The following is a 23,162-nucleotide window of genomic DNA, read 5'->3' on the forward strand; positions in this document are numbered from 1 at the left end:
TTATTTTTGGAGTAGGACTTGCAAAGTTTTATTGAGTTGGAAGCGCTGAACCAATCTCTCACTGAGCTGTTAATCATTTTGGATAAAGAGCCTGCTGAAAATGAAGAAACTGATGAGTTGGTATCAAACTTGCTAGATTTGGTTGGTAAGCGTCAACTTTTGCTTGATGAGCTACTTGTAACAATTAAGCTCGAAGATAAAGCGATGTGGCAAAAACAATTAGCGTTGACTCATGATTTTGAGCAGCAAGCTAAAGTGATTATGCGACATAGACAAGAGTTGATGCATCTGAGTAGTAAAAGTAAACGTCAAATTAATGTTTACAAATCAATCGATGCTAAATAGGTAGGAATTTATGAGAAAGTCACTGCAATCATATCGTAAAGTATCTGTTGAGAGTGAAATCTCAATCGCTTCACCGCACAGAATAATACAGATGATGTTTGAAGGTGCTTTACAGCGTCTTGCACAAAGTCGTTATGCCATTGACAACAATGATATAGCTAACAAAGGAATTTATATAGGCAAAGCCGTAGGTCTCATCACCGGTTTAAATAATAGCCTTGATATGGATGCTGGAGGTGACATTGCCGGTAACCTTTCTGATCTCTATGATTTTATGTTGCGACGGATCTCAGAAGCAAATATGAATAATGATGTACAAGCTATTGATGATGTCAGCAGCATTTTAAAAACAATAAAAGAGGGTTGGGATGCCATTCCACCTGAAATGCATCATATGGCTTCGCATACTGAAGCTATCTAATCCTATTTTGGAGCGACTTAAACATATTCGTTTTAAAATATGAGTCAAAGCTTTTTACGATGAGTTTTAATGTGTTTTATTCTACGTTCTTGATTTTTAAAAGGGAACAAACACTATTCATCATCAACGTGATCACCATGGATGGTGTGCATGATTTGTCACTAAATGATGGTTAATTACCTTGCCTTAATGTACATGAAATCTTCGTTTTATCCTGACTTTTCAATTAGCTTGACTGCATATCATCATAAGGTGATTGATTCGGGCTTTATTGGCTCCAGTCAATAAATTGACAATTAATGCGTAATTCGTTTACTAATTTCAGAAAAACTCAAATAGTTCTGCTAAAATCAATTTAGTGAGCATAAAATGCATCAGGTACTTGCTAATAGCTTGCTGATAATACACTATTCCTCATGGTAGTTATCTTGTTCAATTTATATTGAGTTACACTACCCCGCTTTTTAAAGCAACAAACACTTATAATTAATGCGAATAATAACGAGCGCTTTACGGCTTTTTGAATGATGCAAACAGATCTACGAATTCTACTTGTTGGTAACCAGTCTGAGCGAATGAATCGCTTATCGTGTGTATTTGAATTTTTGGGTGAACAAGTTGAGTTAGTCGCGTTCGATAAATTCGAATTGCGAGTTCAGAATACTCGATTTAGAGCTCTTATCATCTCCTCCGATATTCAGTCTAAAGAGTTACTTCAATCTCTTGCGGTGAACTCACCTTGGCAACCCATTTTATTGCTTGGGGATATGGACGGCGCAGTTGCGTCAAATATACTTGGCCATATTGAAGAACCACTTAATTATCCTCAACTGACGGAGTTATTGCATTTTTGTCAGGTTTTTGGTCAGGCTAAGCGACCGGATATTCCCACGAGCGTTAATCAGACCAAGTTGTTTAGAAGTCTGGTTGGAAGAAGTGATGGAATTGCTCAGGTTCGTCATCTGATAAACCAAGTCGCTCCTTCTGACGCGACGGTTCTTGTTCTTGGTCAATCAGGAACTGGCAAAGAAGTGGTGGCTCGAAATATTCACTATATATCAGAGCGCCGCGATGGCCCTTTTATTCCTGTAAATTGTGGCGCCATTCCTCCTGAACTGCTTGAAAGTGAGCTTTTTGGTCACGAGAAAGGCTCTTTTACGGGGGCAATAAGTGCACGTAAAGGACGCTTTGAATTAGCTGAAAAAGGAACGCTTTTCTTAGATGAGATAGGCGATATGCCGCTGCAGATGCAAGTTAAGCTATTGCGTGTGCTACAAGAGCGTGTTTTTGAGCGTGTTGGTGGAAGTAAGTCTATTTCCACCGATGTTCGGGTAGTCGCTGCGACTCATCGTCATCTTGAATCTATGATTGTAGACGGGGACTTTAGAGAAGATCTCTATTACCGATTAAATGTCTTCCCCATTGAGATGCCTGCATTATGTGAGCGCAAAGATGACATACCTCTTCTCCTACAAGAACTCGTTAGTCGGGTTTACAACGAAGGACGAGGAAAAGTTCGCTTTACTCAAAGGGCAATAGAATCATTAAAAGAACACGCTTGGTCGGGTAATGTTCGTGAACTATCGAATTTGGTTGAACGCTTGACGATTCTTTATCCTGGCGGTTTAGTTGATGTTAATGATCTGCCAATGAAATACCGTCACATTGATGTGCCTGAGTATTGTGTAGAGGTGAGTGAAGAGGAGCAAGAACGTGATGCTCTTGCTTCAATCTTCAGTAATGAAGAGCCTATCGATATACCTGAAACACGTTTTCCAAGCGAGCTCCCTCCTGAAGGAGTTAATTTGAAAGATCTGTTAGCTGAGCTTGAAATCGATATGATTAGGCAGGCTTTGGAACAGCAAGATAATGTGGTCGCCAGAGCCGCTGAAATGCTAGGCATTAGACGTACCACACTTGTCGAAAAAATGCGTAAATACGGGATGGGGAAAGAGTAGCTCAAACTTTGACTTTTCCTCGCAAAATAAACCCTTACAAGCAGTGATGATATCCTTGCTTGTAAGGGTTTTTTTATAGTATTTTATTATTGAATATATGAATGAAAAGATGTTTTTAAACGTCTAATATTGTCTTGTCAATTATCCTCTTTATTTTCAGTGGTTTATTCTGGCATAAAATCTGCATTATCTGGTTAGTAGCAATTTTTTGACGGAGTGAATATGTCCGTAAGTCCTCATATACTAAATGATACAATGTCTCTACATAACACGAAATGGATGGAAGCGGCGCCTGCCGCAAACATGTCTAATCGGATGGAGCATATTTTGCAAGCTATGCCGTCTGGTGTCGTGATCATTAATGGTGATGGGGTAGTGACAGATGCTAATCCTGTAGCGATTAAGTTGTTAGGTTTACCCTTAGAAGGGTTAAAGTGGATCCAAGTCATTAATCGTGCATTTTCTCCTCAAGACGATGATGGACATGAGGTGTCACTACGCAATGGACGAAGAGTAAAAATTGCAATTACCCCCCTTACGCCAGAAAGTGGCCAGTTGATCGTATTAACAGATCTGACAGAAACCCGCTTATTACAAAAAAACTTATCACACCTCCAGCGTCTTTCTGCTTTAGGAAAGATGGTCGCAACCTTGGCACATCAAGTACGCACACCGCTAACTGCAGCTTTATTGTATGCATCAAACTTAGGCAGCCCGAAATTAGCTGAGAGCTCCAGAAGCCGATTTCAAAAGAAGTTAGTGGATAGACTTAATGAGCTTGAACATCAAGTCAATGACATGCTACTGATGGCCAAAGGTAGGCAACAAGATCAAGATAAGCCTGAACATATTTCAACTGTAATGAGTAGGGTTCTCGCTAACTGTGAACCGATTGCTGAGCAGTATTCTTGTCAACTTGAATTTATCGATTCAACCAAAAGCAAGTTTTTAGCTAACTCAAGTGCATTGAGCTCCGCAATTAATAACTTAGTTATCAACAGTATCGAAGCGGGATCGACAGCGGTTAAAATAAGTGGATATGAAACAAGTACATGTTTACACCTTGATATTATTGATAACGGCAAAGGGCTAGACAAAGCAACGCAGCAGAAGGTACTAGAGCCTTTTTTCACCACTAAAGCACAAGGCACTGGACTCGGTTTAGCGGTTGTTCAGTCAGTTGTTGCGAATCACAGTGGTAAGTTGCAACTTAGATGTGAAGAACAGAAAGGCTGTACGGCATCATTGAATTTCCCCAAGATTTTGCAAGATGATTCAGAGCACAAAGATCAGCCGTATACACTAGAAGATGAAGGAGCTGAGTATGTCAGAAGGTAAACTATTATTGGTTGAAGATGACCATTCACTTCGAGAAGCTCTTTTAGATACTTTGCTGATGGCACACTATGAGTGCGTCGAAGCGGCCTGTGCAGAAGATGCTATCGTTAAACTCAAGAATGAGTCATTTGATATGGTGATAAGCGATGTGCAGATGGAAGGGGTTGGCGGCTTAGGGTTACTTCACTATCTTCAACAGCATCATTCGCAAGTCCCGATGTTATTGATGACAGCTTATGCGACAATTGATAATGCAGTGAACGCAATTAAGCTTGGCGCAGTCGATTATTTAGCAAAACCATTTTCACCTGAAGTGTTATTAAATCAAGTCTCTCGATATTTGAAACCTAAATCATGTTTGGAGCAACCAGTGGTTGCTGATGAAAAAAGTCTAGCGCTTTTATCACTTGCACAAAAGGTTGCCGCATCCGATGCTTCTGTGATGATTATGGGACCTAGTGGTTCGGGTAAAGAGGTGCTTGCTCGCTTTATTCATCAAAATAGTTCTCGGGCTGAACAGCCATTCGTGGCTATCAACTGTGCGGCTATACCGGAAAACATGCTTGAAGCTACCTTGTTTGGATATGAGAAAGGAGCCTTTACAGGCGCTTACCAAGCCTGTCCTGGGAAATTCGAACAGGCTCAAGGTGGCACTTTGTTGCTTGATGAAATTTCAGAGATGGAGTTAGGGCTTCAAGCTAAATTGCTACGTGTTTTACAAGAGAGAGAAGTGGAACGTATTGGCGGCCGTAAAAACATAAAGCTTGATGTCAGAGTATTGGCAACTTCAAACCGAGACCTCAAGTCACTAGCGGCTTCAGGTGAGTTTAGAGAAGATCTGTATTACCGAATTAATGTTTTTCCGCTAATTTGGCCAGCATTAAATCAAAGACCTGCTGATATTTTACCATTGGCTAGGCATTTGTTATTAAGGCATGCGACAAAATCTGGATTAGCTGAAGTTCCTGTATTGGAAGAGAGTGCTGCTCGTCGTTTGTTGACTCATCGATGGCCAGGCAATGTCAGGGAATTAGATAATGTCATCCAACGAGCGCTGATCTTGTTAAGTGGAAATAGTATTACGTCCACTGACATTATCCTAGATGCTGATGAAGTGATGTTCACGCAGGATAATGCGCAGAAAGTTAACAACTCAGAAGGTTCAGTTGAGTTGGAAGCCTTAGGTGACGAGTTAAAAGCACAGGAGCATGTCATTATTCTGGAGACCTTGACTCAATGTCAGGGAAGTCGAAAATTAGTTGCTGAGAAACTTGGGATAAGCGCTAGAACACTCAGATACAAAATGGCAAAAATGAGAGATGCAGGAATACAGCTTCCCGCTTAATCATCAGATAATTGCTCGTTAAGCGAACGATGTTACTCAACATTGTTCGCTTTTTTAACGCCACCCCCTGCATCTTATTAAGTAAAGCGTCCGTCTTTACTTTTGTTATATAAACGCCTCAACACTTCACTTATTTACGTCGATTAATAGAGTTTATCGATGTCTACTCTATTCGGTGCTTGTTTCGTTTTAATATATTGGCCAACAAATTGCATAGTCTTTATTAAGAATCATTTTCGTCAACTATCTGTCAATACTTTAACTGTTAGTCGACTATTTGGGAGAAAACTATGCAAATCAGCGCTAATTCTTTACTGCAAGAGATGAAGTCACTTAGTGGCGAAATTCCTACTGGTAGCATCACTCCCCAAATATCACAGCAAGTAAGAAGTACTTCAGGGAGTGATTTTGGCGAGATGTTATCTCAAGCTGTCAGTCATGTTGGTGAATTGCAGGCAAACTCCGGTGATCTGTCGACTCGTCTTGAGATGGGGGATACTCGCGTTTCACTGTCAGATACGGTTATTGCGCGCGAAAAAGCCAGTGTTGCGTTTGAGGCGACTGTTCAAGTCAGAAATAAACTCGTCGAAGCGTATAAAGAAATTATGAGTATGCCTGTATAATACATTGTAATATTTCGATTTTATTACATTTTTAGCTGGTATTTTAGCCACGTAATAAATAATAGACAAGCAGGGATCTATTTTGAGCACTGATATGGTTGTAGGTACAAATCTGGGAAGCAATGACACTGCCGGTGGTGTACAGGAAGAGAATAAGTCTGGCGGACTCGGATCTTTTGGTGGGTCCGATATGCTGCGTCAGGTGACGATGATCCTTGCTCTCGCTATATGCCTTGCTGTGGCTGTATTTGTTATGTTGTTGGCACAAGAACCTGAATTCAGACCATTGGGAAAGATGGCGACTGAAGATATGATTCAAGTGTTAGATGTATTAGACAAGAATAAAGTTGATTATAAGATTGAGGGTGACGTAGTTAAAGTTCCGGAAGAGCAGTATCAAGATGTTAAATTGATGCTTAGCAGAGAGGGAGTCGATAACGCTGCGAGTGCTAATGATTACCTCAGTCAGGATAGTGGCTTCGGCGTTAGCCAACGTATGGAGCAAGCAAGACTCAAACACAGTCAAGAGCAGAACTTAGCCAGAGCAATTGAAGAGCTTAAAAGTGTCACTCGTGCAAAAGTGATACTTGCGATACCTAAAGAAAATGTCTTTGCAAGAAACCGTTCAAAACCAAGTGCTACAGTCGTTATCACTTCTCGTCGAAGCGGCTTAGGCCAAGAAGAGGTAGACTCGATAGTCGATATTGTCGCTTCAGCAGTTCAAGGACTAGAACCAACGCGTGTGACGGTGACTGATTCCAACGGTCGCCTACTTAATTCTGGCAGTCAAGATGGTGCTTCAGCACGAGCCAGACGTGAACTAGAGTTAGTTCAACAGAAAGAGTCAGAATACAGATACAAGATTGAATCCATTTTAATGCCTATATTAGGTCCTGAGAACTTCACTTCACAAGTGGATGTGAATATGGACTTCACTGCTGTTGAGCAAACAGCAAAACGATATAACCCAGACTTACCTGCTCTGCGTAGTGAGATGACGGTTGAAAACAACTCTAATTCTGGCACCAACGGTGGCATACCAGGCGCATTGACTAACCAGCCTCCAATGGAATCTAATATTCCTCAAGATGCAATGACAGAAGAAGCTAAAAAGGCAAGTAGGAACTCAGGTTCTACTCATAAAGAAGCAACTCGAAACTTTGAATTAGATACGACTATTAGCCATACGAAGCAACAAATAGGCGTGGTAAGACGTGTCAGTGTCTCGGTTGCTGTCGATTTCAAATCAGGTCCCGTTTCTGAAGATGGCCAAGTCAACCGTGTACCACGAACTGATCAAGAGATGAGTAATATTCGACGTTTACTCGAAGGTGCTGTGGGATTCAATACTCAGCGTGGTGACGTGATCGAAGTCGTTACCGTTCCCTTTATGGATCAATTGATCGAAGAGATGCCTGCGCTGGAAATGTGGGAGCAACCTTGGTTTTGGCGAGCTGCAAAACTGGCGATGGGCGGACTCGTTATTCTTGCTCTAATCTTATTTATTGTCAGACCTTTGCTGAAGAAACTCATCTACCCGGATAACAACGGTCTACCTGATGAGCCTAAATTTGGTGACGAGTTAGCAGAAATAGAAGATCAATATGCATCGGATACTCTCGGGATGTTGAATCGACCTGAAGCTGAATATAGTTACAACGATGACGGTTCAATTTTGATACCAAACCTGCATAAAGATGATGATATGATTAAGGCGATTAGGGCATTAGTGGCCAATGAACCTGAATTGTCGACCCAGGTTGTCAAAGGATGGCTACAAGAGGATGAACCACAATAATGAGTACTAACGAAGTGGCAGAGGGTGGAGCTAAGGGGCAGTCGGTTATCGATGATCTTAGTGGTGCTGAAAAAACGGCTATATTATTGCTTAGTTTAAGTGAAGCTGATGCCGCTTCTATTTTAAAGCATTTAGAGCCGAAACAAGTTCAGAATGTGGGCATGGTGATGGCGGCGATGAAAGACTTTGGTCAAGAAAAGGTCATTGCTGTACATCAACTGTTTCTCGATGAAGTACAGAAATATTCGTCGATTGGTTTTAATAGTGAAGAGTTTGTTCGTAAAGCACTGACTGCCGCATTAGGTGAAGATAAAGCGGGCAATCTGATTGAACAGATCATTATGGGAAGTGGTGCTAAAGGCCTTGAATCATTGAAATGGATGGATTCTCGACAAGTTGCCACCATTATTCAAAATGAGCATCCACAGATCCAAACTATCGTGCTCTCTTACTTAGAACCGGATCAAGCAGCTGAAATCTTTGCGCAATCACCAGAAAATACGCGTTTAGATTTAATGATGAGAATCGCAAATCTGGAAGAGGTTCAGCCTGCGGCATTGCAAGAATTGAATGATATTATGGAGAAACAATTCGCTGGTCAAGGTGGTGCACAAGCAGCGAAAATGGGCGGCTTGAAAGCTGCTGCAAATATCATGAACTATTTGGATACAGGGGTTGAAAGTCAATTGATGGAGACGCTCCGTGAGTCTGATGAAGAGATGGCTCAACAAATTCAAGATCTGATGTTTGTGTTCGAAAATCTGATTGATGTTGATGATATCGGTATACAAGCATTATTAAGAGAAGTTCAACAGGACGTCTTAATGAAAGCGCTTAAGGGGGCTGATGATCTACTTAAAGATAAAGTCCTCGGTAATATGTCAAAACGTGCGGCTGAACTATTAGCTGATGATCTTGAAGCCATGGGGCCAATCAGGATAAGCGAAGTTGAAGTTGCGCAGAAAGAGATATTATCCATTGCGCGTCGCTTGAGCGACAGTGGTGAAATAATGTTAGGCGGTGGCGGTGGTGAAGAGTTCTTATAATGAAGCCAAATGAACCTGAAGATTCGACAGACACAGAGATTCAAACCCAAAAGAGTGAACAAGAGTACACTCAATGGCACATTCCGGATGTAACGGAAGCTATTCCTGAAGATGTCTCTAATCTTTTTGGGCGAAGAACGCTTCAAAAACCGATAACCGAAGAGCCTGCCTCAATCTTGCCACCTACTTTAAGTCAAATCGAAGAGATTAGACAAGAAGCTGAGAATGAGGGTTTTTCCCAAGGGAAGGAGGAGGGCCATCAAGCAGGGCTTGAAGCGGGTCGCCTAGAAGGCTTGAAGCAAGGCCACGAAGAAGGGTTTGAACAAGGTAAAGAGCAGGGTTATCAAGAAGGCATTGAGAAAGCTCTCGAATTAGTAAAACGGTTTGAACACTTGGTCAATCAATTTGAAAAACCACTTGAACTGCTTGATAACGAAATAGAGCAGGAGTTGGTGTCACTGACGCTTAAGCTTGCTCGTGCGGTTGTCGGACATGAAATTAAAACGCATCCAGAACATATTTTAACTACGTTAAGGCAAGGTGTTGACTCCTTACCTTTGAAAGAGCAAGGGGTCGTGATCCGTCTACACCCTGATGACTATCAACTTACTCAAGAGCTATATACTGCTAACCAGTTGGAAAAAAATCGCTGGGAACTTGAGAGTGATCCAAGTTTATCTCATGGGGATTGTATTATTTCAAGTCAGCGCAGCAGTATCGATATGCGACTGGAATCTAGAATGAGTGCTGTATTACAGGAACTGGAAGGTCACCACCAAAATTTAGGTCAAATTGTTGAACAGCAAAAACAGACATTAGGTACATCTTCTGTTGTCAATCATGGGGAAGACGTTGAGGATGATTTACATTCAAATCCAGAATTGAACGCCGCTGATACTCCAGCTAGTGCTGACAGCGCCCCCTTAATTGAGGATCCAATTAATCAAGCTGATGATACGCAAGTAGCCAGTGATGATTCAGTTGAGAAATTGTAGTCACTACCCGTTATTTTCAAATAGTCTGAATAGAGTTGTCATTTCTATTTTAGGTCGTAAATCAAGTCTAGCGACAAGGCGAACAAAAGATGCATAGCCGCCCAAATCAATTGCTTAATAGAATTAAACAACAGTCGGATAAAGTACACCCATTCGTTGCTGAAGCGAGTGGGCAACTTGTGCGCGTGGTTGGGTTAACGCTTGAGGCAACAGGTTGTCGTGCTTCTATAGGCAGTCTTTGCAGTATTGAAACGTCAGCGGGTGAGCTCGTCGCTGAAGTCGTCGGTTTTGATGACAAGCTCCTTTATTTGATGCCGATAGAAGAGCTCCGTGGAGTTCTCCCTGGTGCAAGAGTGACTCCTCTCGGCGAGCAGAGTGGACTGAATGTGGGGCTATCTTTACTCGGTAGGGTTCTTGATGGTAACGGTTTGCCTCTTGATGGGCTGGGACGTCTGCAAACAGATCAAAAAGCCCCAAGGCACTCAGTGCCAATTAATCCCTTATCGCGCCGCGCAATAACAGAACCACTCGATGTCGGTGTTAGGGCGATTAATGCCATGCTGACAGTGGGGAAAGGCCAAAGAATGGGGCTTTTTGCTGGTTCTGGTGTCGGAAAGAGTGTACTTCTTGGCATGATGACCCGAGGTACGACCGCCGATATTATTGTGGTAGGTCTCGTTGGTGAGCGTGGTCGAGAAGTTAAAGAGTTTATTGAGGAAATACTAGGAGAGGAGGGACGTGCTCGCTCTGTGGTCATCGCGGCTCCTGCCGATACTTCGCCTTTGATGCGATTACGTGCTTGTGAAACATCAACGCGTATTGCTGAGTACTTTCGAGATCTCGGTTATAACGTATTGTTACTGATGGATAGTTTAACTCGTTATGCTCAAGCACAAAGAGAGATAGCGCTAGCGGTTGGTGAACCTCCTGCGACCAAAGGATATCCGCCTTCGGTATTTGCAAAACTTCCTAAATTAGTTGAAAGAGCGGGAAATGGTGCGCCAGGTCAAGGCTCGATCACTGCTTTTTATACTGTATTGACAGAAGGTGATGATCTACAAGATCCGATTGCAGATGCAGCAAGAGCCATCTTAGATGGTCATATCGTATTATCTCGTCAGTTAGCTGATTCAGGCCATTACCCTGCTATTGATGTAGAAGCTTCAATTAGCCGTGTTGCACCTATGGTGATAAGCCCAGAACATCTAGAAGCAATGCGCCGTGTCAAACAAGTTTATTCATTGTATCAACAGAACAAAGATCTTATCTCTATTGGGGCTTACACTCAGGGAAGTGATCCAAGGATTGATAACTCGATTCGCTTACAGCCAGCAATGAATGCTTTTTTACGGCAGAGCATGAAGGACGCAATAAGCTTTGATAGTAGTGAGCTGATGCTGACCCAAATGGGCGCGCAATGTAAGGTTTAAGGGGCCGTTTTAAAGCGAAAGGCCGATTAATATAAGTAGTGCGGGTTATTTTTGGAGATTAAATGGCAAAGCATGATCCGTTAGACACAGTGTTAAAACTGGCAAAAGATGCTGAAGAACAAGCCGGTTTGCAACTCAAGTCGGCTCAATTGATGCTACAAAAATGTCAAAGCCAGCTTGAAGCGCTAAGAAATTATCGTCTCGACTATATGAAGCAGATGGAAGACCATCACGGAAAAAGCATCAGTGCGAGTTATTATCACCAGTTTCATCAATTCGTCAGACAGATTGATGAGGCGATCACGAAGCAGATTGTATCGATTCAGGATGCTGATAACCAAAGATTACACAGACAAAACCGTTGGCAAGAGATGCAACAAAAACGCAAAGCTGTCGAACTCCTTCTTGCCCGTAAGGCTGATAAAGTAGCGCAAGAGGAGTTAAGAAGAGAGCAAAAGATGATAGATGAATTTGCTTCTCAACAGTTTTATCGCAAGCGTGTTCGTTAACGATTATATCTATATGTTTTAATGACAAAAACTAACTTCAGACTCCATGGTTGGCACTTAAATTGCTTAGTTAACTATATCGGTTTTGATTCGGCCTAGCCGGTCGACATTTTGACGCTACATAGGGGCCTTCATCACGTAGGTTTTAGCGTTTTTCGGAGGCTTCATGCAGAAAATGAACAATGTACTTTTAGCCAGCAATAAGGCTGAAAGTCAACCAAACTCAGATATTAAGCTGGCGAGTAACGACAATAAATCCTCTGAGAATAGCGACTTTTCTACAGCACTAAAGCAAGCAAGTGTTGAGGCTAAACAGCCTGTTAACGCTAAATCTGCTGAAAAAAACACCGCTAAAGCTGCTAGTGAGCCTACTAATACTCCGTCATTAGATAGCGAAGTCGAACAGAGCGTCCAAGTTCAATCGATTGATACGGATGACACTAGTGATGGTGATTTAATCGATGTGTCTCATGTCTTGGCACAAATTAATTTGGCCGCAGAATTAAGCTATGCCGCTAGCAATAAGGTTAACGGCGATATTTTGCCGCTTGATGATCTTCTGATAGAAGATACTTCAATTGAAGAGATGGCCGCTGCATTGAATATTGAGTCAGAATCTCTCGATGAGCAACTTCTTGATGAACAGCTTCTTAGTGAACTTATGAATCAAAGCGGTCTTAGTCAGGAGGAGTTAGAAGCACTTCCTCCTGAAACCTTGTCTCAGCTAATTGCACTGGTTAAAAATGGTGAGGGAAGTTCGCAAGAGATCATTGATTTAAGTAGAAATGCTAAATCAATAGCAGATAATACAACAATAAATAGTGAGGCTTTATCTAAGCAGAATCAAGTGAAAGGCCCTGAAGTGCAAACTTCTGGAACTGTTATGTCTGATTCAATAGCTAATAAGAACCCATTAAAGGCTGCAACTACGGATAATGAGCAAAATAGGCTGGATAAGCTTAATCAGTTTGATGTTAGTAAAGACAAATTTTTAGTTCAGGGAAGTAAAGATACCTCTATCCATACCCAAGAGCTGACATCAAAAGATAAAGGTGAAGGCATTAAGTTCAACACCATCCTAGGTGAAAAGCTGGTAAGTCAAACTGAAATTATCTCAGCTAATACCAAGCCACTGACCGAAGGTCAAGTCGCTGCAGAGGAACAACTGAAAGGTGCAGAGCTTTCAGTTAAATTGACGCCGATGAAAGCGGGGATGGAGCTTAGCTCCGCTTTTTCTGAAACAACATCAGGAGCGGAATCTAAATTGCAATCAGCAAGTTCTCAGTTAACACCGCAGCAAGCTACTCGAACTGATATTGCACAAATTCAACTGTCATTGAAACAAAGCAATGAACAGCAAGTACAGATGCAGGATATGATCCAGCGGTTTTCGCCAGTGATGAAACAACAGCTCATTACGATGGTTAGCCAAGGGATCCAACATGCAGAAATTAGGCTCGACCCACCTGAATTGGGTCAATTGATGGTACGAATTCAAGTTCAAGGTGACCAAACTCAAGTCCAGTTTCATGTGGCTCAACATCAAACTCGTGATCTTATTGAACAAGCTATTCCACGGTTAAAAGAGCTTCTGTCTGAGCAGGGAATGCAGTTAGTGGACAGTCAAGTTTCTCAAGACAATAGAGGTAATGATGCCGATGGAGAGCAAAGCTCAGAAGAGGGCGGTGGTCAATTTGGTTCAGAACTGGATGAAATGTCATCAGAGGAATCGTTAATAAGCTCAAAACAAGCAACTAGTTACCCTTCAGGTATAGATTATTACGCATAAGCAGGTAACCTATAGTAATTGAATGTGTGGATCGTCTTAATGTTAACTAAAATCCTTAGTAACTAAGTTTTTATTCTGACTTTATCTATCCTGAAGACATTTTTAAAAAGGGAAATAACATGGCTGCTGAAGAATCCTTAGATCTTGAAGAGAACAACCAACCAAAAAGTAAGAAAAAGTTGATTGTGTTTGGCGTCATCGGTTTGGTTTTATTACTGGGTATTGGTGGCGGTGTATGGTTTTTCCTTGGTTCTAGCGAAGCGAGCGATCCAGCCATGGCTGAAGATGGTGCTGCTGAAGTCGTTGAAGAGGAGAACACTGGTGAGGCATTTTATGTTGGCATGCCACGGCCTTTTTTGTTTAATCTTCCTGGAGCAAGTCGTTCAAGGTTAGTTGAGATAAAAGTTCAACTCATGGTTCGAGGCTCTGATGATGATGTGTTAATCAAAAAACATATTCCGCTTATTGAAGATGCACTTCTGACAACGTTTAGTAGTGCCGATGTTCAAAAAATGAGTTCCCTGTCAGGGAAAGATGAATTACGTCAACTTGCATTACTCAATGTTCAAAACACATTACAGCCCGTTACCGGAAGCAAAGTGGTTGAGAAGGTTTTGTTTACTGGATTTGTTATGCAGTAACTTTTTGAATCACTGTGAATGTAAATTATGTTTTTGATTCAATAAAATAATAGAATACCCTCTTTTTAGAGCATTAGGTTGATACCTTGAAGCAATGGTCATGGATGTCAGTTGAACGGTTGTTTAATGAGCCGCCCTCTTTTTATAGTTTAATTAAGGCAATATTGTGAGTGATCTATTAAGCCAAGACGAAATTGATGCGTTATTGCACGGAGTTGATGATGTAGAGGAAGATGAAGAGGAACTGGACATTGCTGATGCCCGTTCTTATGACTTCTCCTCTCAAGATCGTATTGTCCGTGGACGTATGCCTACGCTTGAAATTGTAAATGAACGGTTTGCCCGTCATTTACGAATTAGCATGTTCAACATGATGCGTCGAGCTGCGGAGGTTTCAATTAATGGTGTGCAAATGCTCAAATTTGGTGAGTATGTTCACTCCTTATTTGTCCCTACAAGTTTGAATATGGTGCGTTTGAATCCACTCAAAGGAACAGCGTTAATTACGATGGAAGCGAGGCTTGTTTTTATTCTTGTAGATAACTTTTTTGGCGGTGATGGACGTTTCCATGCCAAGATTGAAGGGCGAGAGTTTACGCCAACTGAAAGACGGATCGTGCAACTACTACTTAAAATTATTTTTGAGGATTATAAAGACGCTTGGGCACCAGTGATGGATGTAGAGTTCGATTATCTAGATTCTGAAGTCAATCCTGCTATGGCTAACATTGTCAGTCCTACCGAAGTTGTCGTTGTTAGTTCATTTCATATTGAGGTCGATGGCGGAGGAGGTGATTTCCATATCACGATGCCTTATTCGATGATTGAACCTATACGTGAACTTCTTGATGCTGGCGTACAGAGTGACACTCAAGATACAGATATGCGTTGGTCTCAAGCGTTAAAAGATGAAATCATGGATGTCGATGTGGGAATTGATGCAACGATTGTAGAGCATCAGATCACATTAAAAGAAGTCATGGAACTGAAAACAGGCGATGTGATTCCTGTTGAACTTCCAGAACATATTATTCTAAGAGTAGAAGACTTGCCTAGTTATCGATGTAAGTTAGGTAGAACTCGAGATAATTTAGCATTACACATTATTCAGGAAATTCCACGACCTGAAACAGCCAAATCTGAACTTCAGCTGATCACCCGCAAAGCTAAAGTTCGAGAAGTTAAAGAGTTATAAGTTGTAGCTGCAGTGAGTCACTAACTGTTTAGCAAGATAATATTAAGGTAGATAAGATGAGCACAGAAGATACTGGTGATGATTGGGCCAATGCGATGGCCGAACAAGCATTAGAAGAAGTAGAAGCGGTTGAGTTTGATGAACTAACTGACACTTCAGCACCGCTGACGAGTGAGGAAGTTGCTAAATTAGATTCAATTATGGATATCCCAGTGACCATCTCAATGGAAGTTGGGCGTAGTTTTATTAATATTCGTAATTTATTACAGCTTAACCAAGGCTCAGTGGTTGAATTAGATCGTGTGGCTGGTGAACCATTGGATGTTATGGTGAATGGCACTTTAATCGCACATGGTGAAGTGGTTGTGGTTAACGATAAATTTGGTATTCGTTTGACAGATGTTATCAGTCAGACGGAACGTATTAAGAAGCTAAAATAAAGGTCAGAAAATGCTCTCATTGTTAGCCGGTGGTGTTGTCGCGGCCTCCGAGGCTGTTGCCCCGATAGAGAAAGGCTCTGCGTTAATGGCTCTGTCTAATATGATGGGGGGGCTAATACTGGTGCTCGTACTGATATTTGTATTAGCTTACATTGTAAAACGACTTAACTTAGTGCCTGCGAGTAATGGGGTGCTAAAAATGGTTGCTGTGACACCGTTAGGGCAAAAAGAGAAAGTTGTGCTGATAGAGCTCAATGGTCAACAATATCTATTAGGTGTCACATCTCAACAAGTTAATTTAATTGATAAGTTAGATGAAACCGTCAAAATAGATACTCAAACCTTCGCAACTCGATTACGCCAAGCTAAGACAAAACAACTATGAAGCGCATTCTGATTTTTATCACGTTGACCTTGTTAGTCATCTCTCCAGAACTTTTTGCTCAAGACGGCATCTTGCCTGCTGTTACGGTGTCGACAGGTGCTAATGGTGAGACTCAATACTCAGTCACGATGCAGATATTATTGCTGATGACGGCATTGAGCTTCTTGCCTGCAATGCTCATTATGTTAACCTCGTTTACTCGCATTATTATCGTTCTTTCTATTCTTAGACAAGCCATCGGGCTGCAGCAAACTCCCTCTAATCAGGTGTTGATTGGTATGAGTATGTTCCTTACTTTTTTTATCATGTCACCTGTATTTGACAAGGTTTATGATGAAGCGGTAACACCTTATATCAATGAAACATTAACCATAGAGCAAGCTTTTCATACGGGAAAAGAGCCAATTAAAGACTTTATGTTGGCTCAAACGAGGATAACCGATCTGGAGACTTTTATTGAAATCTCCGGGTATACAAATATCAAGTCAGCGGAAGAGGCTCCCATGAGTGTCATTATTCCCGCTTTTATTACTAGTGAGCTAAAAACGGCTTTTCAGATTGGCTTCATGCTTTTTGTCCCCTTTTTAGTGCTTGATCTTGTGGTTGCCAGTATTTTGATGGCCATGGGTATGATGATGCTATCGCCTATGATTGTGTCGCTTCCGTTTAAAATTATGCTGTTTGTACTCGTCGATGGTTGGAGTTTAGTGATGGGAACGTTAGCCAATAGTTTTGGTACCTAGGGAGGCATTATGAGTCCAGAGTCCCTGGTTGATATTTTCCGCGAGGCCCTATCAGTTATTGTGATTATCGTTTCTATGATCATTATTCCAGGTCTTATTATTGGTCTTGTTGTTGCCGTTTTTCAGGCGGCGACATCCATTAACGAACAGACATTAAGTTTTTTACCTCGTTTATTAACCACGTTATTTGCGCTTATGTTTCTTGGGCACACCTTGATCCAGACAATGGTCGACTTCTTCATCGAGATGGTCAATATGATCCCACAGGTCATAGGCTAATGAGGGCTGTATTTTGTAATACTTGTTCACCGTCAGTGAATGAGCATATTAAAAATAAAGTGTCATAACGATGGAGATCTTAATGGGCACGTTAATGGACACTATCGCGTCCTATATGTGGCCCCTATTTAGAGTCGCCAGTATGTTGATGGCAATGGCTATTATTGGTGCGAATACTACGCCTGTCAGGGTTCGAGTTCTGTTATCAATGGCGATAACTTTCGCTATCGCTCCGGTGCTTCCTCCCGTTGAAAATGTGGATCTCTTTTCAGTCTCTTCTGCTTTCATTACCTTTCAACAAATTGTTATTGGTGTGGCAATGGGGTTTGTCACTCTACTAGTTATGCAAACTTTTGTGTTGACGGGACAAATTATTGGTATGCAAACCAGTTTAGGTTTCGCATCTATGGTCGATCCATCCTCGGGTCAACAAACACCCGTAATTGGTAATTTCTTTTTACTATTAACCACGATGATATTTTTAGCCGTTGATGGGCACTTAGTATTGATTCGGATGTTGGTGGCAAGTTTTGATACGATCCCAATATCTGATCAAGGGATTAGCATTACAAGTTATAAAATGTTGGCGGAGTGGGGCGCGTATATGTTTGGTGCTGCGTTAACTATGTCGATGACAGCGATAGTGGCGCTATTAATGATTAACCTCTCTTTTGGTGTGATGACCCGAGCGTCTCCACAACTTAACATCTTTGCCATCGGCTTCCCTGTCACTATGGTCACGGGATTATTTATCCTATGGTTGACGTTAACGCCCATTATGGAACACTTTGGTGCTGTATGGCGGGCTGCTCAACTGCTCTTGTGCGATATTGTTGAATTACAGTGTAATTCTGATGGGTTGTTCTAATGGTAAGTCATCATATTGGGATGAACGGGTCGGTGTGTTTAGTGATTCAAGGGCTCTTGTGCGATATTGCTGAACTCCAACGTATTACGATTAATGATGTCGTCATTGATGACTTATTGGGGGTAAGCAATGGCTGAAAATGACAGTAGTCAAGAGAAAACCGAAGAGGCAACCCCCAGACGCCGCGAACAAGCGCGGGAGAAAGGTCAGGTTGCCAGATCAAAAGAGTTAGGTACTTCAGCTGTTTTACTCGCTTCTGCTGTTGGATTTGTAATGGTAGGCCCTGGTATTGCCAAAGCGTTAGCTTTAATCATGACGACGCTTTTTAGCCAAGAGAGATCACAACTATTCGACACCAATGAGATGTTTATGATTTGGTCGTTTATTGGCTCTGAATTAGCGTTACCCATGTTGAGTTTAATTGCTTTTCTAGCTGTGGTGTCATTTATTGGCAATATAGTACTCGGAGGGATCACTTTCTCAGTTAAGGCCTTTATGCCAAAGGCTGACAAGATGAGCCCACTAAAAGGTTTTAAAAGAATGTTTGGCGTACAGGCTTTGGTTGAGTTAACCAAAGGTATTGCAAAATTTTCAGTGGTAGCGTTATCGGCTTATTTTCTGTTGAGCTACTATTTTGATGATATTCTAGCACTCTCTCGAGAACACCTTCCTGGTAACGTTTATCATTCTCTTGATCTGCTTGCCTGGATGTTCATCTTACTTTGCTCTTCAACCTTAGTGATTGTTGTTATTGATGTGCCATTTCAGATTTGGAATCACAATAAACAATTAAAGATGACTAAACAGGAGATTAAAGACGAATACAAAGACACTGAAGGTAAGCCTGAGGTTAAGGGGCGGTTGAGACAACTTCAAAGAGAGATGGCGCAACGTCGGATGATGAGTGAAGTGCCCAATGCCGATGTGATTGTTGTTAACCCTGAACATTACGCCGTGGCGGTTAAATACGATGCGATGAAGTCAACAGCTCCTTATGTACTGGCTAAAGGTGTTGATGATGTGGCATTTAAAATAAGAGAGATTGCTCGCGAGCACGAAATTGCGATTGTTTCGGCCCCACCACTTGCTCGAGCGATTTACCATACAACGAAAATCGATCAGGAGATCCCTGAAGGCTTATTTACTGCTGTAGCACAGGTGTTAGCTTACGTGTTCCAGTTACGACAATATCAACAGCGTGGTGGGAGGAGACCGACTCAGATCCCTGTCAATCAGCCTATTCCGGAAGATTTGAAATTTTAAGTATTTAGAGATATGTCGATGATTCTTAGGATGGCTTCAGTGATGCTAATCAAAAGTCATGGTATTAACTGAAAATTTTTTTAGATAGTTGCTCTAAAATATTCATTTAAAGATAATTAATCAGTATAGTAAGCCCCCATATTAAAAACATTAACTAAATCAATTGCTATTGACGTGATTGATATAGTGGCTTAAATCTTGCTTTACTAGAGCTAGATGTCAAAATTTGGACTCTTTTGAATGGATGTTAAAGCTCGTTTAGGTCAGTTTAGAAATATCAAACCCGCTAACTTCAAAGGGCTTGGAACGCCGTTGCTTGTGCTTGCTGCATTGGCAATGATTATCTTGCCAATCCCCGCGTTTCTCCTTGATATTTTATTTTCTTTTAACATTTCACTCGCACTTATCATTTTGCTTGTGTCTATTTATACCAATAGACCTTTAGATTTTGCTGCTTTTCCGAGTGTGTTACTTGTTGCCACCTTATTACGCCTCGCGTTGAACGTTGCCTCTACTCGAGTCGTACTGCTTGAAGGACATAATGGTGGTGATGCGGCAGGTAAGGTCATTGAAGCATTCGGTTCCGTGGTCATTGGTGGGAACTATGCTGTTGGACTCGTCGTATTTTTAATCTTGATTATTATCAATTTTGCAGTTGTCACTAAAGGTGCTGGCCGTATATCTGAAGTGAGTGCTCGTTTCACATTGGACGCGATGCCAGGTAAGCAGATGGCCATCGATGCAGATTTGAATGCTGGGGTTTTAAATCAGGAACAAGCAAGAGTTCGCCGAGCAGAGGTGACTAAAGAAGCGGATTTTTATGGGGCAATGGACGGTGCCTCAAAATTTGTAAAGGGCGATGCCATTGCTGGGATCATGATCCTTGTTATCAATATCCTAGGTGGATTTGTGATTGGTATGGTTCAACATGATCTGGACTTTTCTACCGCTGCTGAGATTTATACATTGTTGACCATTGGAGATGGTCTTGTTGCTCAAATTCCCGGACTACTACTGTCCATCGCTGCTGCATTAATGGTAACGCGCCAGAATGAAGCTGGTGACATGGGCGAGATGATGATTAGTCAGATGTTTGACAGTCCAAAGTCAATTGCCATCGCGTCGGGCGTACTTTTAGTCATGGGTTTAGTACCGGGTATGCCACATTTTGCTTTTCTTTCATTTGGTGTGATCACTGCCTCTATTGCTTATTTCCTATATCGCAAGCAAGAGACCAAACGGACAAATGCGTTAGAGTTAGCTTTGAAGCCGCCAACAGAAACAGCAGACAGTAAACCAAAAGAGTTGAGTTGGGATGATGTACAACATGTTGATACTATTGGCCTTGAGGTTGGTTACCGTTTGATTCCTATGGTGGATAAAGGGCAAGGCGGAGAGTTGTTAGGCCGTATAAAGGGCGTGCGTAAAAAGCTTTCACAAGAGTTAGGTTTCTTAGTTCCCGCAGTTCACATCAGAGACAACCTGGATCTTTCTCCAAATAGCTATCGTATATCTTTGATGGGAGTTGCATCGGGAGAGGCTGACATTCGTTATGATTGTGAGCTTGCTATCAACCCAGGACAGGTTTACGGAAAATTAGATGGCATAGAGACTACAGATCCTGCTTTCGGCTTAGAAGCAGTGTGGATAGCGCCTGAATTGAGAGAGCATGCACAATCGTTGGGGTATACAGTCGTTGACGCCGCAACGGTTGTCGCAACACATTTAAGTCAATTGTTAACCAATAATGCAGCTAAGTTGCTTGGTTACGAAGAAGTTCAGCAGTTAATGGATATGCTGAAAAAACATTCTCCAAAATTGGTTGATGGCTTTATTCCTGATGTTATGCCACTTGGTACAGTGGTCAAAGTGATGCAGAACCTGCTAAATGAAGGGGTATCGATTCGAGATCTTAAGACTATAGTGCAGACATTATTAGAGTATGGGCCTAAGAGTGCTGACACTGAGGTGTTAACAGCTGCTGTTCGTATTTCATTAAAACGGATGATTGTTCAGGAGATAAGTGGACCAGAAGTTGAAATACCTGTCATTACTTTGGCGCCAGAGTTGGAACAGATGTTGCATCAGTCTATGCAAGCAACAGGTGGTGAAGGCCCGAATATTGAGCCTAGTTTAGCTGAGCGGATGCAGAAATCTTTAGAGGATGCATCTCAAAGGCAAGAAATGATAGGTCAACCAGCGATATTGCTTACGTCAGGTATGTTACGTTCCACCTTATCTCGGTTTGTAAAACATACGATTCCAAACTTAAGGGTTATATCCTATCAGGAAGTACCCGATGAAAAGCAGATTAGAATAGTGTCTGCGGTTGGCCAGTAGAGGGCATTTAATTGAAGATTAAACGATTTCTAGCAAAAGATATGCGTACAGCTCTCGCTCAGGTTAAAGAGACCTTAGGCTCAGAGGCTGTTATTATGTCGAACAAGAAGGTGACAGGTGGCATTGAGATTGTTGCCGCTGTCGACTACGACGAGCCCAAGCCTAATTTGCAAAAGACACCTAAAAAAGCAGCAGCTCCCACTTTTATGGAATTGGCCGAGGAAAAAATATCTCTTGGGCTCAAAAGACCTATTAGGTCAGAGGCAAAAGTTAATCCAGCGCCGGCAGCTGATTCATTACAAGCTTTACTTGAGCGACAACAAAGTCGAGTGAATCAACAGACAACAAGTAAAAGTAATGAATTAGAGATGCCTGATTGGGCTAAGGGCTTACAAGCACCTCAAACAAAGAGTATGGCTCCTGAAATAGAGATGCCACAATATACTCAAAGAAGTAGTTCAAATACCAAGAATAATGCGAGCCAAGAGATGGACGCAATGCGTGAAGAACTAGCTTCTTTGCGTAATTTATTAACTCACCAGGTTACCTCGTTATTGTCGGAGCAGAAAAGCCGAATCAATCCTGTCGGAGCAATGCTGGAAAGTAAATTGTTAGATGCAGAGTTCTCTCCGATGGTGGCAAGTAAACTGTCTGACTTGAGTGAGCACTACCAACCCGCAGAACTCGTAAAGGCGCTACCTCGTTGTTTAGCTAATATGCTAGATAATCAAGGTGATGATATTGTTCGCCAAGGCGGGGTTGTTGCTTTTGTCGGGCCAACAGGCGTTGGCAAAACAACGACGGTAGCTAAATTAGCAGCTCGATTTGCTGCTCACCATGGTGCCGACCAAGTTGCGTTGATAACAACTGATCATTATCGCATTGGGGCCTTTGAGCAATTGGCAACTTATGGCAAAATAATGGGGTGTCCAGTTAAGCAAGCGCATGATCTCAACGAGTTGGAACAAATTCTGTATCAGTTCCGTAATCGCAAGCTAGTATTGATAGATACGGCGGGAATGGGGCAGCGTGATGCGAGGCTTTTTCAGCAACTAGATAATTTAGCTGCAAATAGCAGATTACCTATTAGGAGTTATCTGGTACTGTCTGCTACAGGACAAAGAAGGGTGTTAGAAGATGCGGTTGCGCAGTTTAAACGAATTCCTCTTTCGGGAGCGGTGCTAACAAAGCTAGATGAATCTGTTTCATTAGCTCCTGCATTGAGCGTATTGATACAAAGTGGGTTACCATTAAGTTATGTTACTGATGGTCAAAGGGTTCCTGAAGATATGCAAGTTGCTGATACATATGCATTAGCAAATAAAGCTTTATCAGTGTTAAACAGGAAAGAACAAGTAATAAAACAGAATTGTGAACGGTCTGATGATAGGGCCTATGCATTTGAGTAAAG

General features: G+C 41.8%; 23 protein-coding genes. All 23 read left to right on the forward strand.

The genetic code is table 11. The features are described from left to right. Positions 1–18: 18 nt before the first annotated feature. The 23 genes from FN961_RS04000 to flhF all read left to right on the forward strand — a co-directional run bounded on the left by FN961_RS04000 (position 19) and on the right by flhF (position 23,160). Positions 19–345 carry a hypothetical protein gene (locus FN961_RS04000; RefSeq protein ID WP_143563257.1) on the forward strand — a complete coding sequence of 109 codons (327 nt, stop codon included), beginning with the start codon at positions 19–21 and terminating at the stop codon, positions 343–345. Positions 346–355: 10 nt separating this feature from the next. After that, entirely contained in the window at positions 356–766 is a 411-nt protein-coding gene (gene fliS / locus FN961_RS04005; protein WP_143563258.1) for a flagellar export chaperone FliS, read from the forward strand. A gap of 524 nt (positions 767–1,290) precedes the next feature. Beyond that, positions 1,291–2,724 (forward strand): sigma-54 dependent transcriptional regulator, encoded by a 1,434-nt coding sequence (locus tag FN961_RS04010; RefSeq protein WP_143563259.1) that lies wholly within the window; start codon positions 1,291–1,293, stop codon positions 2,722–2,724. 222 nt (positions 2,725–2,946) lie between these two features. Beyond that, positions 2,947–4,062, forward strand: coding sequence for a sensor histidine kinase (locus FN961_RS04015; protein WP_143563260.1), 1,116 nt, complete (start codon positions 2,947–2,949; stop codon positions 4,060–4,062). Continuing rightward, a complete protein-coding gene (locus tag FN961_RS04020) occupies positions 4,049–5,407 on the forward strand; it encodes a sigma-54-dependent transcriptional regulator (protein ID WP_143563261.1) in 1,359 nt (452 codons plus the stop codon). The genes FN961_RS04015 and FN961_RS04020 overlap by 14 nt, the downstream gene beginning before the upstream one ends. A gap of 290 nt (positions 5,408–5,697) precedes the next feature. After that, positions 5,698–6,030, forward strand: coding sequence for a flagellar hook-basal body complex protein FliE (gene fliE, locus FN961_RS04025; protein WP_143563262.1), 333 nt, complete (start codon positions 5,698–5,700; stop codon positions 6,028–6,030). Positions 6,031–6,124: 94 nt separating this feature from the next. Then, on the forward strand, positions 6,125–7,828 hold the full coding sequence (fliF, locus tag FN961_RS04030) for a flagellar basal-body MS-ring/collar protein FliF (protein WP_185972723.1): 1,704 nt from the start codon (positions 6,125–6,127) through the stop codon (positions 7,826–7,828). Next, positions 7,828–8,874, forward strand: coding sequence for a flagellar motor switch protein FliG (gene fliG, locus FN961_RS04035; RefSeq protein WP_143563264.1), 1,047 nt, complete (start codon positions 7,828–7,830; stop codon positions 8,872–8,874). The genes fliF and fliG overlap by 1 nt, the downstream gene beginning before the upstream one ends. Beyond that, a complete protein-coding gene (gene fliH / locus FN961_RS04040) occupies positions 8,874–9,869 on the forward strand; it encodes a flagellar assembly protein FliH (protein WP_143563265.1) in 996 nt (331 codons plus the stop codon). Before fliG ends, fliH begins: the two co-directional genes overlap by 1 nt. Before the next feature lie 89 nt (positions 9,870–9,958). Continuing rightward, positions 9,959–11,299, forward strand: a complete 1,341-nt coding sequence (gene fliI, locus FN961_RS04045) for a flagellar protein export ATPase FliI (protein ID WP_143563266.1) — start codon at positions 9,959–9,961, stop codon at positions 11,297–11,299. Between the two features lie 62 nt (positions 11,300–11,361). Further along, positions 11,362–11,808, forward strand: a complete 447-nt coding sequence (gene fliJ / locus FN961_RS04050) for a flagellar export protein FliJ (RefSeq protein WP_143563267.1) — start codon at positions 11,362–11,364, stop codon at positions 11,806–11,808. A gap of 166 nt (positions 11,809–11,974) precedes the next feature. Continuing rightward, positions 11,975–13,597: a flagellar hook-length control protein FliK gene (locus FN961_RS04055; protein WP_143563268.1), complete on the forward strand. Its 1,623-nt coding sequence runs from the start codon at positions 11,975–11,977 to the stop codon at positions 13,595–13,597. A 119-nt stretch (positions 13,598–13,716) separates the two neighbouring features. After that, complete coding sequence (fliL, locus tag FN961_RS04060; RefSeq protein ID WP_143563269.1) at positions 13,717–14,238, forward strand: flagellar basal body-associated protein FliL; 522 nt, start codon at positions 13,717–13,719, stop codon at positions 14,236–14,238. Positions 14,239–14,404: 166 nt separating this feature from the next. Then, positions 14,405–15,433 carry a flagellar motor switch protein FliM gene (fliM, locus tag FN961_RS04065; protein WP_143563270.1) on the forward strand — a complete coding sequence of 343 codons (1,029 nt, stop codon included), beginning with the start codon at positions 14,405–14,407 and terminating at the stop codon, positions 15,431–15,433. 56 nt (positions 15,434–15,489) lie between these two features. Next, positions 15,490–15,873: a flagellar motor switch protein FliN gene (fliN, locus tag FN961_RS04070; RefSeq protein ID WP_143563271.1), complete on the forward strand. Its 384-nt coding sequence runs from the start codon at positions 15,490–15,492 to the stop codon at positions 15,871–15,873. 10 nt (positions 15,874–15,883) lie between these two features. Next, positions 15,884–16,258, forward strand: coding sequence for a flagellar biosynthetic protein FliO (fliO, locus tag FN961_RS04075; protein ID WP_143563272.1), 375 nt, complete (start codon positions 15,884–15,886; stop codon positions 16,256–16,258). Further along, positions 16,255–17,001 carry a flagellar type III secretion system pore protein FliP gene (gene fliP, locus FN961_RS04080; protein ID WP_143563273.1) on the forward strand — a complete coding sequence of 249 codons (747 nt, stop codon included), beginning with the start codon at positions 16,255–16,257 and terminating at the stop codon, positions 16,999–17,001. Before fliO ends, fliP begins: the two co-directional genes overlap by 4 nt. A 9-nt stretch (positions 17,002–17,010) precedes the next feature. Further along, positions 17,011–17,280, forward strand: coding sequence for a flagellar biosynthetic protein FliQ (locus tag FN961_RS04085; RefSeq protein ID WP_143563274.1), 270 nt, complete (start codon positions 17,011–17,013; stop codon positions 17,278–17,280). Between the two features lie 70 nt (positions 17,281–17,350). Beyond that, positions 17,351–18,148: a flagellar biosynthetic protein FliR gene (fliR, locus tag FN961_RS04090; RefSeq protein WP_143563275.1), complete on the forward strand. Its 798-nt coding sequence runs from the start codon at positions 17,351–17,353 to the stop codon at positions 18,146–18,148. Continuing rightward, positions 18,148–18,285 carry a hypothetical protein gene (locus FN961_RS25765; protein WP_185972717.1) on the forward strand — a complete coding sequence of 46 codons (138 nt, stop codon included), beginning with the start codon at positions 18,148–18,150 and terminating at the stop codon, positions 18,283–18,285. Before fliR ends, FN961_RS25765 begins: the two co-directional genes overlap by 1 nt. After that, positions 18,278–19,411: a flagellar biosynthesis protein FlhB gene (flhB, locus tag FN961_RS04095; protein WP_143563276.1), complete on the forward strand. Its 1,134-nt coding sequence runs from the start codon at positions 18,278–18,280 to the stop codon at positions 19,409–19,411. The genes FN961_RS25765 and flhB overlap by 8 nt, the downstream gene beginning before the upstream one ends. A 240-nt stretch (positions 19,412–19,651) precedes the next feature. Then, the gene (gene flhA / locus FN961_RS04100; RefSeq protein ID WP_143563277.1) at positions 19,652–21,751 is read left to right on the forward strand and encodes a flagellar biosynthesis protein FlhA; all 2,100 of its coding nucleotides are present in this window, start codon (positions 19,652–19,654) and stop codon (positions 21,749–21,751) included. A gap of 11 nt (positions 21,752–21,762) precedes the next feature. Then, positions 21,763–23,160 carry a flagellar biosynthesis GTPase FlhF gene (gene flhF, locus FN961_RS04105; protein WP_143563278.1) on the forward strand — a complete coding sequence of 466 codons (1,398 nt, stop codon included), beginning with the start codon at positions 21,763–21,765 and terminating at the stop codon, positions 23,158–23,160. Positions 23,161–23,162: the final 2 nt, after the last annotated feature.

Origin of the sequence: Shewanella hanedai (assembly GCF_007197645.1) — a bacterium.
Classification (GTDB): Bacteria; Pseudomonadota; Gammaproteobacteria; order Enterobacterales; family Shewanellaceae; genus Shewanella; species Shewanella hanedai.

Coding starts and splice junctions, on each gene's coding strand:
- fliG (WP_143563264.1), top strand. CDS start 7,828: ATGAGTACTAACGAAGTGGCAGAGGGTGGAGCTAAGGGGCAGTCGGTT.
- FN961_RS04055 (WP_143563268.1), top strand. CDS start 11,975: ATGCAGAAAATGAACAATGTACTTTTAGCCAGCAATAAGGCTGAAAGT.
- FN961_RS04015 (WP_143563260.1), top strand. CDS start 2,947: ATGTCCGTAAGTCCTCATATACTAAATGATACAATGTCTCTACATAAC.
- FN961_RS25765 (WP_185972717.1), top strand. CDS start 18,148: ATGGTAAGTCATCATATTGGGATGAACGGGTCGGTGTGTTTAGTGATT.
- fliJ (WP_143563267.1), top strand. CDS start 11,362: ATGGCAAAGCATGATCCGTTAGACACAGTGTTAAAACTGGCAAAAGAT.
- fliS (WP_143563258.1), top strand. CDS start 356: ATGAGAAAGTCACTGCAATCATATCGTAAAGTATCTGTTGAGAGTGAA.
- fliI (WP_143563266.1), top strand. CDS start 9,959: ATGCATAGCCGCCCAAATCAATTGCTTAATAGAATTAAACAACAGTCG.
- fliF (WP_185972723.1), top strand. CDS start 6,125: ATGGTTGTAGGTACAAATCTGGGAAGCAATGACACTGCCGGTGGTGTA.
- fliE (WP_143563262.1), top strand. CDS start 5,698: ATGCAAATCAGCGCTAATTCTTTACTGCAAGAGATGAAGTCACTTAGT.
- fliO (WP_143563272.1), top strand. CDS start 15,884: ATGCTCTCATTGTTAGCCGGTGGTGTTGTCGCGGCCTCCGAGGCTGTT.
- FN961_RS04020 (WP_143563261.1), top strand. CDS start 4,049: ATGTCAGAAGGTAAACTATTATTGGTTGAAGATGACCATTCACTTCGA.
- fliL (WP_143563269.1), top strand. CDS start 13,717: ATGGCTGCTGAAGAATCCTTAGATCTTGAAGAGAACAACCAACCAAAA.
- FN961_RS04010 (WP_143563259.1), top strand. CDS start 1,291: ATGATGCAAACAGATCTACGAATTCTACTTGTTGGTAACCAGTCTGAG.
- flhB (WP_143563276.1), top strand. CDS start 18,278: ATGGCTGAAAATGACAGTAGTCAAGAGAAAACCGAAGAGGCAACCCCC.
- fliR (WP_143563275.1), top strand. CDS start 17,351: ATGGAGATCTTAATGGGCACGTTAATGGACACTATCGCGTCCTATATG.
- fliH (WP_143563265.1), top strand. CDS start 8,874: ATGAAGCCAAATGAACCTGAAGATTCGACAGACACAGAGATTCAAACC.
- flhA (WP_143563277.1), top strand. CDS start 19,652: ATGGATGTTAAAGCTCGTTTAGGTCAGTTTAGAAATATCAAACCCGCT.
- FN961_RS04085 (WP_143563274.1), top strand. CDS start 17,011: ATGAGTCCAGAGTCCCTGGTTGATATTTTCCGCGAGGCCCTATCAGTT.
- fliP (WP_143563273.1), top strand. CDS start 16,255: ATGAAGCGCATTCTGATTTTTATCACGTTGACCTTGTTAGTCATCTCT.
- fliN (WP_143563271.1), top strand. CDS start 15,490: ATGAGCACAGAAGATACTGGTGATGATTGGGCCAATGCGATGGCCGAA.